Source organism: Streptomyces sp. NPDC058289, assembly GCF_042880975.1.
In the GTDB taxonomy this organism is placed as follows: Bacteria; Actinomycetota; Actinomycetes; order Streptomycetales; family Streptomycetaceae; genus Streptomyces; species Streptomyces stoeckheimensis.
Genome location: NZ_JBHVYI010000107.1, coordinates 16543 through 27597 on the forward strand (window position 1 = coordinate 16543; position 11055 = coordinate 27597).

Consider the following 11055-nt stretch of genomic DNA (forward strand, 5'->3'; position numbering starts at 1 on the left):
GCCGCGCCCCTGCTACCCGGCGAGCCCGTGGGCCGTGTACCGCCCGCTGGGCGCGGGCCCCGTCAACAGGGTCAGCAGCACCGGAGCCACCTCCTGGGGCGTCGGCAGCGCCGCCAGGTCCTCCCCGGGATCGGCCGCCGCCATCATCCGCGTCCGCATCGAGCCCGGATCGGCCCACCACACGCGCAGCCCCGGCTCCTCCAACGCCAGGACCGCCGACATCAGGTCCCCCGCCGCCTTGGTCGCCCCGTAGCCGCCCCAGGTCCCGTAAGGCACCACCGCCGCGTCCGAGCTGATGTTCAGCACCGCCCCGGCAGCGGCCGCCCGCAGCAGCGGCAGCGCCTCCTGGACCAGCCCCAACGGCGCCACCACGTTCACCTCGAACGCCTCGCGCAGCCCCTCCAGCGGGTGCACCGCCAGCGGCACCAGCGGCTCCACGCCCAGCACGCCCGCGTTGTTCACGAGCAGGTCCAGCCCGCCCAGGGCCCGCGCCGCCGCCACCAGTTCCGCCCGGTGCGCCGCCGAGGACACGTCCCCGGCCACCGCCGTCACCCGCGCCCCCGCAGCCCGCAGGGCCTCCCCGGCCTCCGCCAGCGGGTCCGCGCCCCGTGCGCTCAGCACCAGGTCCCAGCCCCGGGCCGCCGGCTCCCCGGCCACCGCCCGCCCCAGCCCCCTGGACGCCCCCGACCGCACCCTCGCCTTCCGAACCGCCCGGCAGATACCTCCCAACGTAGGAACCCGTCCGCCCCCGCCGCCTCGGCCACGGGCCGCACCCCACCTACGCCGCCACCCCGCCCCAAGGCGTGGACCTGCGCCGGGACCTACGCCGAGACCTACGTCGCGACCCCACCGTGGCCTACGCCCCCCGCCCGATCCGCCGGCCCCGGCGCCGCGAGTACCGTGAGGCCATGGACTCCGGACCCCGAGCCCCCCGCAGTGGCGGCCTGGCCGCCGTGAGCACCGCGCTGCTCGCCATGAGCCGCCGGCTGGAGGTCCGCGACGTGCTGCGCACGATCGTCGCCTCGGCCCGCGAGCTGCTCGACGCCGAGTACGCGGCCCTGGGCGTCCCGGACGACCACGGCGGCTTCGCCCAGTTCGTCGTGGACGGCATCAGCGAGGAGCAGTGGCGGGCGATCGGCCCGCTGCCCCGCCAGCACGGCATCCTCGCCGCGATGCTCCACCAGGACGGCGCCGAGCGGCTGGCCGACGTACGCAAGGATCCCCGCTTCGAGGGCTGGCCCGCCGCCCACCCCGACATGTCCGACTTCCTCGGGATGCCCATCCGGGACGGCGAGGAGACCCTCGGCGCGCTCTTCCTCGCGAACAAGCGGAGCGTCCCGGGCGGCAGGCACGGCTTCACCGACGAGGACGAGGAGCTCCTCTCCCTCCTCGCCCAGCACGCGGCGATCGCCCTCACCAACGCCCGCCTCTACGAGCGCAGCCGCGAGCTGACCATCGCCGAGGAGCGCTCCCGCCTGGCCCACGAGCTGCACGACGCGGTCAGCCAGAAGCTCTTCTCGCTCCGCCTGACCGCCCAGGCCGCCGCCGCCCTGGTCGACCGCGACCCCGCCCGAGCCAAGGACGAGCTCCAGCAGGTCGCCCTCCTCGCGGCCGAGGCCGCCGACGAACTGCGCGCGGCCGTCACCGAGCTCCGCCCCACCGCCCTCGACGAGGACGGCCTGGTCGCCACCCTGCGCAACCAGGTCCGCGTCCTGGACCGGGCCCACACCGCGCACGTCACCTTCACCTGCGACGGCGTACGGGCCCTGCCCGCGGCCCAGGAGGAAGCGGTCCTGCGCGTGGCCCAAGAGGCCCTGCACAACGCCCTGCGCCACTCCGCCGGCAACCGGATCGACGTCACCCTGACCCGCCGGGAGACCGGGGGAGCCCAGCTCCGGGTGACCGACGACGGAACCGGCTTCTCCCCTCCCACCGTCCGCCGGGCGGGCCGGCACCTCGGCCTGGTCTCCATGCGGGACCGGGCCGCCGGCGTCGGAGGGAGACTCACCGTACGGTCCGAGCACGGCACCGGCACCACGATCGAACTGGAGGTACCCGGTGGCTGACACGCCGGGCCGTAGCGGCGGCTGCAGCCGCATCAAAGTACTGCTCGTGGACGACCACCAGGTGGTCCGGCGGGGTCTGCGCACCTTCCTCGAGGTCCAGGACGACATCGAGGTGGTCGGCGAGGCCGCCGACGGCGAGGAAGGCATCGACCGCGCCGAGGAGCTGCGCCCCGACGTCATCCTGATGGACATCAAGATGCCGGGCACCGACGGCATCGAGGCGCTGCGCCGGCTGCGCACGCTGGCGAACCCGGCGCGCGTGCTGATCGTCACCAGCTTCACCGAGCAGCGGACGGTGGTCCCCGCCCTGCGCGCGGGCGCGGCCGGGTACGTGTACAAGGACATAGACCCCGACGCCCTCGCCGCCGCCATCCGCTCGGTGCACGCGGGCCACGTCCTCCTCCAGCCGGAGGTCGCCGGAGCCCTGCTCGCCGAGGAGGGCCCCGGCCCGTCATCCGGCCGCGGAGGCAACCTGACGGACCGCGAGCGCGAGGTGCTGCACCACATAGCGGACGGGCGCTCGAACAGGGAGATCGCCCGCGCGCTCGTCCTGTCGGAGAAGACGGTGAAGACGCACGTCTCGAACATCCTGATGAAGCTGGACCTCGCCGACCGTACGCAGGCGGCGCTGTGGGCGGTCAGACACGGCATCGCGCAGTGACTCATACGGCGGCGATTCATTCGGTCGGGTGTATGTAGCCCACATGGCGTATCCCGTTCGTCGGATGAGCGTTCTTCATGACGTGCCGCGGCGGCTGGTCGCGGCAGACGTACTGGAGGACGAGAACGTGAAGAACTTCAAGAAGGCCACCGCCGTCACCATGATCGCGGGCGGCCTCCTCGCCGCCGGCGCGGGTGTCTCGTCGGCGCACGGCGGTGCGTCGGCGGAGGGCGAGGCCCTGAACTCGCCCGGCGTGGCCGCGGGGAACCAGCTCCAGCTCCCCGTCCACATCCCCGCGAACGTGGTGGGCAACTCGGTCAACGTGATCGGCCTGCTGAACGGCGCCTGGGGCAACACGGGCGTCAACAACTGACCCCACCCCCGTTCCTTACGCGGCACTCGCACCGCTCCGCAGGCGCACCTTGCCCAACGCGGTGCTCGCACTGCTGCGCCGGCACCTTTTCCGACGCGGCACTCGCACTGCTCCGCAGGCTTCGCCTCGCTGCACCGGACTCCGTCCGGCGTGAGCGCCGGGCTCGCGTAGCGGCCACACACCTCGGCCCCGCTTCCCCCCTCTCCCTGGGAAGCGGGGCCGATGCCTTTCCGCCACAGCCGGACCGCTCCGGCCCCTCGGTGAGCGGCGCTGCCTGCGGCCACCCAGCGAGCGGCGCAGCCGGGTAAATCCAGCCTCGCCGGCGTTTGAGGCGCGGGGTCCGGGGCGGCGCCCCGGAAAGCCCGGCGCAGCCGGGGACGCCCGCGCAACGGTGCCGCACCCGATCTCCGCACCCCCCGCGGCCGGCGACTACCGGAGCCGCTCCTCGACGGCCGAGTTGTACGCGGCGACCAGCGCCCGCCGGGCGACCCGCTCCACGGGCCGCAACGCCTCCGCCCGGGCCGCCATCTCCGAGGCGGCCACCGCCGCCCCGTGCCCCCGCTCGGTCGCCAGCGACACCATCAGGTCCACGCGCTGCGCCAGCGAGAGGACCCGTACCGCCCGCGGCGGATACCCCGGCGCCAGCGCGTCCCGCCCGGCCTCCGTCCGTGCCCGGTACGCGGACAGCGCCGCCTCCGCGACCGGCCCGGATCCGGCCACGTCCAGCCGGGTCAGCACCACCGTGGCCTCGCGCAGCGCCTCCGCGAGTTCCCGTTCCGCCTCGCCGAGCGACGGCACGTCCGCCGGCGGGGCCTCCCGTACCGGCAGGCAGTGCCAGGTCACCGACACGTGCACATCACCCGCCGGCCCGGCCTCGTGCACCTCCGGGACCAGCCCGACCGCCGCACCCACCGCGACGACCGCCTCCTCCGCGTCCAGCGCCCTCGCGTTGAACTCCGGCGGCCCGCTCAGCCCCAGCGGATGCCCCGGCGCCGGGAGCGCGATCCGCAGCCCGCTCACGCCCAGCACCCGCAGCCGGCCCAGCGCCAGGGTGAGGCCCACCGGGCCGGATTCCCCGGGCAGCCCCTCCACCCGGTGCACGGAGTCCTCGCCCACGATCGACAACACGGCCTCGTCGGGCGAGACGAGACCGGCCAGCAGAGCGTTCCCCCAGGCGGCCAGCCGCCCTGAACGCGGTTCGAAAAGCATCCCCCCACTTTACGGACGGCCCCCCGGACCCGGGCCCGCGCCCGGAGCCCTCCCCGAGTGGCGTAGGTTTTCCCCTGGGGCTGCGCCCACCGACACGGGGCGGCGCACACGAACCGAGACTGCAAGGGGAGACAACACGCTCATGAGCGATGTTCTGGAGCTGGTGGACGTATCCGTGGTCCGCGAGGGCCGGGCTCTGGTGGACCAGGTCTCCTGGTCGGTCAAGGAGGGGGAGCGCTGGGTGATCCTCGGCCCCAACGGCGCCGGCAAGACCACGCTGCTGAACCTCGCCTCCAGCTACCTCTTCCCCACCAAGGGCTCCGCCACCATCCTCGGCAGCACCCTCGGCAAGGTGGACGTCTTCGAGCTGCGCCCCCGCATCGGCATGGCCGGCATCGCGATGGCCGACAAGCTGCCCAGGCGCCAGACCGTCCTGGAGACCGTCCTCACCGCCGCGTACGGCATGACGGCCACCTGGCAGGAGGAGTACGAGGAGATCGACGAGCAGCGCGCCCGCGCCTTCCTCGACCGCCTCGGCATGACGCCCTACCTGGACCGCAAGTTCGGCACCCTCTCCGAGGGCGAGCGCAAGCGCACCCTGATCGCCCGTGCGCTGATGACCGACCCCGAGCTGCTGCTGCTCGACGAGCCCGCCGCCGGTCTCGACCTCGGCGGCCGCGAAGACCTCGTACGACGCCTCGGCCGGCTCGCCCGCGATCCGCTCGCCCCTTCGATGATCATGGTCACGCACCACGTCGAGGAGATCGCCCCCGGCTTCACGCACGTGCTGATGATCCGTCAGGGCAAGGTGGTCGCGGCCGGACCCCTCGACCTCGAACTGACCTCCCGCAACCTCTCCCTCTGCTTCGGGCTGCCGCTCGTCGTCGAGCGCAACGAGAACGACCGCTGGACCGCCCAGGGCCTGCCCCTGCGGTAGTTCGCGCACCAGCCGGGCTTCCCGCACCCTGTCCGGACCGCGCCCACCCGACCTACCATGACCATGTGGACATCGACGCGTGGGTGTGGTGGCTCATAGGCGCGGTCGGACTGGGCATCCCCCTCGTCCTGACCGCGATGCCCGAGTTCGGCATGTTCGCCGCCGGAGCGGTGGCGGCCGCCGTCACGGCGGCCCTCGGCGGGGGAGTGGTCGCCCAAATCCTGGTCTTCGTGGTCGTGTCGGTCGCGCTCCTCGCGGTCGTCCGCCCGATCGCCAACCGGCACCGCAACCAGAAACCCCAACACCGCAGCGGAATCGACGCGTTGAGGGGCCGGAGCGCCGTGGTCCTCGAACGCGTGGACGCGAGCGGCGGCGGCCGGATCAAGCTCGCCGGCGAGATCTGGTCGGCGCGCTCCCTGGACGCGGACATCACCTTCGAACCGGGTCAGTCCGTCGACGTCGTGGAGATCGACGGGGCGACCGCCGTCGTCATGTGACGGACCAGCACGTGAGCAACCCACCTGTGTGCACGCCGCATGTGGGCAAGCAGCCGACCCGCGGCCCCGGGGTCTGCGAGACTCCGCTGAACGGGGCAGCACAGACAGCCGGAAGGGCACGGGGAACCGCATGCAACCGATCATCATCGTCCTGATCATTCTGGTGGTTCTGGTCTTCATCGCACTGGTCAAGACGATCCAGGTGATCCCGCAGGCCAGCGCCGCCATCGTCGAGCGGTTCGGCCGCTACACCCGCACCCTCAACGCGGGCCTCAACATCGTCGTCCCGTTCATCGACTCGATCCGCAACCGGATCGACCTCCGCGAACAGGTCGTCCCCTTCCCGCCGCAGCCGGTGATCACCCAGGACAACCTGGTCGTCAACATCGACACCGTCATCTACTACCAGGTGACCGACGCCCGCGCCGCGACGTACGAGGTGGCCAGCTACATCCAGGCCATCGAGCAGCTCACCGTCACCACGCTCCGCAACATCATCGGCGGCATGGACCTGGAGCGGACCCTGACCTCCCGCGAGGAGATCAACGCGGCCCTGCGCGGAGTCCTCGACGAGGCCACCGGCAAGTGGGGCATCCGCGTCAACCGCGTCGAACTCAAGGCCATCGAGCCGCCGACCTCCATCCAGGACTCGATGGAGAAGCAGATGCGCGCCGACCGCGACAAGCGTGCCGCGATCCTCCAGGCCGAAGGTGTCCGCCAGTCCGAGATCCTGCGCGCCGAGGGCGAGAAGCAGTCCTCCATCCTGCGCGCCGAAGGTGACGCCAAGGCCGCGGCCCTGCGCGCCGAGGGCGAGGCGCAGGCCATCCGCACGGTCTTCGAGTCCATCCACGCCGGCGACGCCGACCAGAAGCTGCTCGCCTACCAGTACCTCCAGATGCTCCCGAAGCTCGCCGAAGGCGATGCCAACAAGCTCTGGATCGTCCCGAGCGAGATCGGCGACGCCCTCAAGGGCCTCTCCGGAGCGATGGGCAACTTCGGCCCGATGGGCGCCGCCTCCGGCTTCAACCCGCAGCCCGCGGGCAGGGACGGTGCCAAGGACGGCGGCGCCGGCGGCGGGATCCCGGCCGCTCGCGACAAGGACGCCGCGGAACGCCGCGAACAGCCCCCCATCGACTGAACGGGCCGTCCCCTCCGGCATGATCAGTGAGGCCCCTCGACCTTCACGGCGGGGAGGCGACTCACTCATGCAAAGGGGACGACCCCGCCCATGTCCATCTGGGAATCACTCGCGGTCTTCGCGGCCGGCATCGGCGCCGGCACCATCAACACCATCGTCGGTTCCGGCACCCTGATCACCTTCCCGGTGCTGCTGGCCACCGGCCTGCCGCCGGTCACGGCCAACGTCTCGAACACCCTGGGCCTCGTACCCGGTTCCATCAGCGGAGCCATCGGCTACCGCAAGGAGCTCCAGGGCCAGCGCGCCCGCATCCTCCGGCTCGGCGCCGTCTCGCTCGTCGGCGGACTCGCCGGCGCGATCCTGCTCCTCACCCTGCCGTCGGACTCCTTCGACACGATCGTGCCCGTCCTGATCGGCCTGGCCCTCGTGCTCGTCGTCTTCCAGCCCCGGCTCGCCGCCGCCCTGCGCAGGCGCCAGGAGGCCGCGGGAGGCGACACCGCCCACCCCGACGGCGGCCCGCTGCTGCTGTCGGGCATGCTGCTCTCCAGCGCCTACGGGGGCTACTTCGGCGCCGCCCAGGGCGTGCTCTACCTCGGCTTGATGGGCCTGCTGCTCCGCGAGGACCTCCAGCGGATCAACGCGGTGAAGAACGTCGTCGCGGCGATGGTCAACGGCATCGCGGCCGTCTTCTTCCTCTTCGTCGCAGAGTTCGACTGGACGGCCGTCCTGCTGATCGCCGTCGGCTCCACCATCGGCGGCCAGCTCGGCGCCAAGGTCGGCCGCCGCCTGCCGCCCACCGTGCTGCGCGCCGTCATCGTGACCGTGGGGATCATCGCGATCGTCCAACTGCTGCTCCGCTGAGCGACGTAGAAAACGTACGTCGCCCAGCGCAGCCGTCTACCCGGCGGGAGGATCCCGCCCTACGCGATCATTCGCGGCCCTAAGCGGAACGCTCCAGCCACTCCGGCAGCGCCTCCCGCCCGCCCACCCCCAGCGCGAGCAGCATGGCGTCGGCCGGCGAGGGAACGAAGGGCTTCCGGAGGAGCGGCATCCCCGCCTCCTCCGGAGTCCGGGCCGCCTTGCGGTGGTTGTCCTCGGAGCACGAGGCCACCGTGTTCAGCCAGGTGTCCCCACCGCCCTGAGCCCGCGGAAGTACGTGGTCCACGGTCGTCGCGCGCTTCCCGCAGTAGGCGCACCGGTGTTGGTCCCGGATCAACACCCCCCTCCGTGACCAGGGAGCATGTCTCCGGAAGGGCACCCGGACGTACCTGCAGAGTCTGATCACCCGCGGCAACGGAAGCTCCATCGTGGCCGCGCGCACACGGAACTCGGGATGCGCCTGTTCGACCACGGCCTTGTCCTGGAGCACCAGGACCACGGCCCGGTTCATCGTCACCGTCGACAGCGGCTCGAAGCTCGCGTTGAGCACCAGCGTGTCCCGCATCTCGCCCACCTCCCGTGTGCAGGCCCGCGACCACCCTGGCGGCAAGGCCCGCAACCACTCTGGTCGCGCGCGCCACGCGGGACAACGCAATAAAAATGCCCGGTCCCGGCCGTCTTTAGACCAGGACCGGGCTAACGCTCGGAGAACGAAGGGCGGAACGCTCAGCCTGCGGGAGCCTCGTACTCACCGATGAGCTGCGCACGCCCCAACGTGTGGAACCGCAGATTGAACCCGACGACGGCCGGCGACGCGTCCGCGCCGGGACCGAGCTTCTCCTCGTCCACCGCGTACACGGTGAACACGTAACGGTGCCGCTCCCCGGCCGGGGGAGCCGCCCCGCCGAAATCCGGCGTTCCGTAGTCGTTGCGCACGTGCACGGCCCCGGCGGGCAGCCCCTCGAACTTCCCGCTGCCCGCCCCCGCCGGCAGCTCGGTGACCGAGACCGGCAGGTCGAAGAGCACCCAGTGCCAGAACCCGCTCCCCGTCGGCGCGTCCGGGTCGAAGCAGGTCACGGCGAAGCTCTTCGTCTCCTCCGGGAACCCCTCCCACCGCAGGTGCGGCGATACGTTCCCACCGGACAGCACCTGGGCGGACCCCAGATCGGCCCCGGGCTCCAGCTCCGCACTGCTCACGGTGAACGCGTGCACCGCCGGATGGAAATCGTGGGGGAGCGGCGCCCTGCTCTGCTCGGCCACTGCGGAACCTCCTACTGGGTTGGGTCGACGCTGACCGGTACCTGTACCGGCACCGAGCCTAGATCCGCTCAGAACCAGTTGCGCTGCGAACCCACCGACGAGATCCACTGGTTCAGGTAGGCCGCCCAGTCGGTGCCCTGGTAGGACTGCAGCCCCACCTGGAAGCAGCGGAAGGTGTCGCTGCCCTCGCTGAACAGGCCCGGCTTCTTGTCCATCTCCAGGACGACGTCCATCTCGCGCCCGTCGGACACGAAGGTCAGCTCGACCTGGTTCAGCCCCCGGTACTGCGACGGCGGCAGGAACTCGATCTCCTGGTAGAAGGGCAGCGTCTGCCGCGTCCCCCGGATGTGCCCGCGCTCCATGTCCGCGCTGCGGAAGGTGAAGCCCAGCTGGGCGAAGGCGTCGAGGATCGCCTGCTGCGCCGGCACCGGGTGCACGTTGATCGCGTCGAGGTCGCCGGCGTCCACCGCGCGCGCGATCTCCAGCTCCGTGCTGACCCCGATGTTCATCCCGTGCAGCTGGCGCCCCCCGAAGTGGGTGATCGGCGTCTCCCAGGGGATCTCCAGCCCGAACGGCACCACGTGCAGGGCGCCCGCCTGCACCTGGAAGGCACCACCGAGACGCTGCTTGGTGAAGACCACGTCCTGCTTGTACTCCTGGTCGTTGCCCTCCACCTCCACCCGCGCCTGGAGCCCGACGGACAGCCCCTCGATCTGCTGCTCCACGGACCCGCCCTGGATCCGCACCTCGCCCTGGACGATCCCTCCCGGAACGACGTTCGGCTCGGTGATGACGGTGTCGACCGAAGCACCACCGGCACCCAGGCTCGCGAACAGCTTCCTGAACCCCATGCTCTGACTCCCCTATACGACTACGACGTGCTCGAAAAAGTCCTGCTCGGCAAGGTGCGCGCCACTCCGCGCGGTACTACCCCTACAAACGCGGAACCTTAGGCCCCGGTTGCAGGAGTACGCAGTCCACTACGCTCGACTGGATGAGCGCGCGCCCCGACCGTACGCCCCTGCCCAGGTCCTTCTTCGACCGCCCGGTCCTCACCGTGGCCCCGGACCTCCTCGGCCGCACCCTGGTCCGCCGCACCTCGGACGGCCCCATGGAGCTGCGCATCACGGAGGTGGAGGCGTACGAGGGGGAAGCCGACCCCGGCTCCCACGCCTACCGCGGCCGCACGGCGCGCAACGCGTCGATGTTCGGTCCACCCGGACACGCGTACGTCTACTTCATCTACGGCATGTGGTTCAGCCTCAACCTGGTCTGCGGCCCGCCGGGCCACGCGAGCGGTGTCTTGCTCCGGGCGGGGGAGATCACCGTGGGTGCGGAGCTGGCCCGCAAACGCCGAGTTTCAGCCAGAAACGACCGGGAACTGGCCAAAGGCCCGGCTCGCCTGGCCACCGCGCTGGCCGTGGACCGCTCCCTGGACGGCACGGACCTCTGCAGCGGTACGGATTCCCCCTTGTCCCTGCTGGCCGGCGCCCCCGTGCCGCCGGACCTGCGGAGCCACGGCCCCCGCACCGGAGTGGGCGGCGCCGGTGCGGCCCACCCGTACCGCTACTGGATCACCCACGACTCGACGGTGAGCCCGTACCGAGCCCACGCGCCGCGCCGCCGCTCAACTTGACTCGGCCCCGGCGGACGCCTAACGTAGCCCGAGCCGCTTGAACGGGGCACTGCTATCGGCAGACCCCCAGAGCGGCCAACCCACTACCTACGACTTACCCCTGGCGGGGTCTTATTCGGCATGTCCGAATTCGATTCCGAACGGCCGATTATGAGCCGCACGGGATAAGCGCTAATGTGGTGGAGCGCCGAAAGGCAAAGACCCCCAACGGTCACCGAATTCAAATCCAGAGTCGGAAACGACAACGGAAATGATCTGGTAGAGTTGGAAACGAAGGAAGCGCCCGGAGGGCCTGGAAACAGGAACAAAGGAAGCGTCCGTTCCTTGAGAACTCAACAGCGTGCCAAAAATCAACGCCAAAAGTTGATACCCCGTCCATTTCGGTGGATGAGGTTCCTT

At 71.4% G+C, this 11055-nt stretch carries 14 protein-coding genes; 8 read left to right on the forward strand and 6 right to left on the reverse strand.

Going from position 1 to position 11055, the window contains the following annotated elements:
- Nucleotides 1-12 precede the first annotated feature (12 nt).
- Complete coding sequence (locus ACFVX6_RS35370) at nucleotides 13-657, reverse strand: SDR family NAD(P)-dependent oxidoreductase (protein WP_389698560.1); 645 nt, start codon at nucleotides 655-657, stop codon at nucleotides 13-15.
- Nucleotides 658-908: 251 nt separating this feature from the next.
- Here ACFVX6_RS35370 and ACFVX6_RS35375 point away from each other — a divergent pair, with 251 nt between their 5' ends.
- The 3 genes from ACFVX6_RS35375 to ACFVX6_RS35385 all read left to right on the forward strand — a co-directional run bounded on the left by ACFVX6_RS35375 (nucleotide 909) and on the right by ACFVX6_RS35385 (nucleotide 3100).
- Nucleotides 909-2066 carry a GAF domain-containing sensor histidine kinase gene (locus ACFVX6_RS35375; RefSeq protein WP_389698562.1) on the forward strand — a complete coding sequence of 386 codons (1158 nt, stop codon included), beginning with the start codon at nucleotides 909-911 and terminating at the stop codon, nucleotides 2064-2066.
- A complete protein-coding gene (locus ACFVX6_RS35380; RefSeq protein WP_389698564.1) occupies nucleotides 2059-2727 on the forward strand; it encodes a response regulator in 669 nt (222 codons plus the stop codon). The genes ACFVX6_RS35375 and ACFVX6_RS35380 overlap by 8 nt, the downstream gene beginning before the upstream one ends.
- A 127-nt stretch (nucleotides 2728-2854) precedes the next feature.
- A complete protein-coding gene (locus ACFVX6_RS35385; protein ID WP_243338617.1) occupies nucleotides 2855-3100 on the forward strand; it encodes a chaplin in 246 nt (81 codons plus the stop codon).
- Nucleotides 3101-3529: 429 nt separating this feature from the next.
- On the opposite strand, the gene ACFVX6_RS35390 is transcribed toward ACFVX6_RS35385, so the two are convergent.
- Nucleotides 3530-4309: a hypothetical protein gene (locus ACFVX6_RS35390; protein WP_389698566.1), complete on the reverse strand. Its 780-nt coding sequence runs from the start codon at nucleotides 4307-4309 to the stop codon at nucleotides 3530-3532.
- A 142-nt stretch (nucleotides 4310-4451) separates the two neighbouring features.
- On the opposite strand from ACFVX6_RS35390, the gene ACFVX6_RS35395 reads away from it, so the two are divergent.
- From ACFVX6_RS35395 to ACFVX6_RS35410, 4 genes are all read left to right on the forward strand, one after another.
- Nucleotides 4452-5246, forward strand: a complete 795-nt coding sequence (locus tag ACFVX6_RS35395) for an ABC transporter ATP-binding protein (RefSeq protein ID WP_389698568.1) — start codon at nucleotides 4452-4454, stop codon at nucleotides 5244-5246.
- A 65-nt stretch (nucleotides 5247-5311) separates the two neighbouring features.
- Nucleotides 5312-5743, forward strand: a complete 432-nt coding sequence (locus tag ACFVX6_RS35400) for an NfeD family protein (RefSeq protein WP_389698569.1) — start codon at nucleotides 5312-5314, stop codon at nucleotides 5741-5743.
- A 130-nt stretch (nucleotides 5744-5873) separates the two neighbouring features.
- Complete coding sequence (locus ACFVX6_RS35405; RefSeq protein WP_250742214.1) at nucleotides 5874-6881, forward strand: SPFH domain-containing protein; 1008 nt, start codon at nucleotides 5874-5876, stop codon at nucleotides 6879-6881.
- A gap of 90 nt (nucleotides 6882-6971) precedes the next feature.
- Nucleotides 6972-7742, forward strand: coding sequence for a sulfite exporter TauE/SafE family protein (locus tag ACFVX6_RS35410; RefSeq protein WP_389698571.1), 771 nt, complete (start codon nucleotides 6972-6974; stop codon nucleotides 7740-7742).
- A gap of 79 nt (nucleotides 7743-7821) precedes the next feature.
- Here the strand turns inward: ACFVX6_RS35410 and ACFVX6_RS35415 are convergent, their stop codons facing one another.
- The 3 genes from ACFVX6_RS35415 to ACFVX6_RS35425 form a co-directional block, all read right to left on the reverse strand.
- Nucleotides 7822-8325: an HNH endonuclease gene (locus ACFVX6_RS35415; protein WP_254387938.1), complete on the reverse strand. Its 504-nt coding sequence runs from the start codon at nucleotides 8323-8325 to the stop codon at nucleotides 7822-7824.
- Nucleotides 8326-8486: 161 nt separating this feature from the next.
- Nucleotides 8487-9020, reverse strand: coding sequence for a YbhB/YbcL family Raf kinase inhibitor-like protein (locus ACFVX6_RS35420; protein WP_389698573.1), 534 nt, complete (start codon nucleotides 9018-9020; stop codon nucleotides 8487-8489).
- Between the two features lie 68 nt (nucleotides 9021-9088).
- Entirely contained in the window at nucleotides 9089-9871 is a 783-nt protein-coding gene (locus tag ACFVX6_RS35425; RefSeq protein ID WP_250742210.1) for a sporulation protein, read from the reverse strand.
- A gap of 143 nt (nucleotides 9872-10014) precedes the next feature.
- On the opposite strand from ACFVX6_RS35425, the gene ACFVX6_RS35430 reads away from it, so the two are divergent.
- Nucleotides 10015-10656, forward strand: a complete 642-nt coding sequence (locus ACFVX6_RS35430) for a DNA-3-methyladenine glycosylase (RefSeq protein ID WP_389698575.1) — start codon at nucleotides 10015-10017, stop codon at nucleotides 10654-10656.
- A gap of 171 nt (nucleotides 10657-10827) precedes the next feature.
- Here the strand turns inward: ACFVX6_RS35430 and ACFVX6_RS35435 are convergent.
- A partial coding sequence (locus ACFVX6_RS35435; protein WP_356516801.1) for a hypothetical protein occupies nucleotides 10828-11055 on the reverse strand: 228 nt, incomplete at its 5' end.

Excerpts from the sequence above, each read along its gene's own strand:
- ACFVX6_RS35430 (WP_389698575.1), top strand. The coding sequence starts at position 10,015 with ATGAGCGCGCGCCCCGACCGTACGCCCCTGCCCAGGTCCTTCTTCGAC.
- ACFVX6_RS35375 (WP_389698562.1), top strand. The coding sequence starts at position 909 with ATGGACTCCGGACCCCGAGCCCCCCGCAGTGGCGGCCTGGCCGCCGTG.
- ACFVX6_RS35405 (WP_250742214.1), top strand. The coding sequence starts at position 5,874 with ATGCAACCGATCATCATCGTCCTGATCATTCTGGTGGTTCTGGTCTTC.
- ACFVX6_RS35390 (WP_389698566.1), bottom strand. The coding sequence starts at position 4,309 with ATGCTTTTCGAACCGCGTTCAGGGCGGCTGGCCGCCTGGGGGAACGCT.
- ACFVX6_RS35415 (WP_254387938.1), bottom strand. The coding sequence starts at position 8,325 with ATGCGGGACACGCTGGTGCTCAACGCGAGCTTCGAGCCGCTGTCGACG.
- ACFVX6_RS35410 (WP_389698571.1), top strand. The coding sequence starts at position 6,972 with ATGTCCATCTGGGAATCACTCGCGGTCTTCGCGGCCGGCATCGGCGCC.
- ACFVX6_RS35425 (WP_250742210.1), bottom strand. The coding sequence starts at position 9,871 with ATGGGGTTCAGGAAGCTGTTCGCGAGCCTGGGTGCCGGTGGTGCTTCG.
- ACFVX6_RS35395 (WP_389698568.1), top strand. The coding sequence starts at position 4,452 with ATGAGCGATGTTCTGGAGCTGGTGGACGTATCCGTGGTCCGCGAGGGC.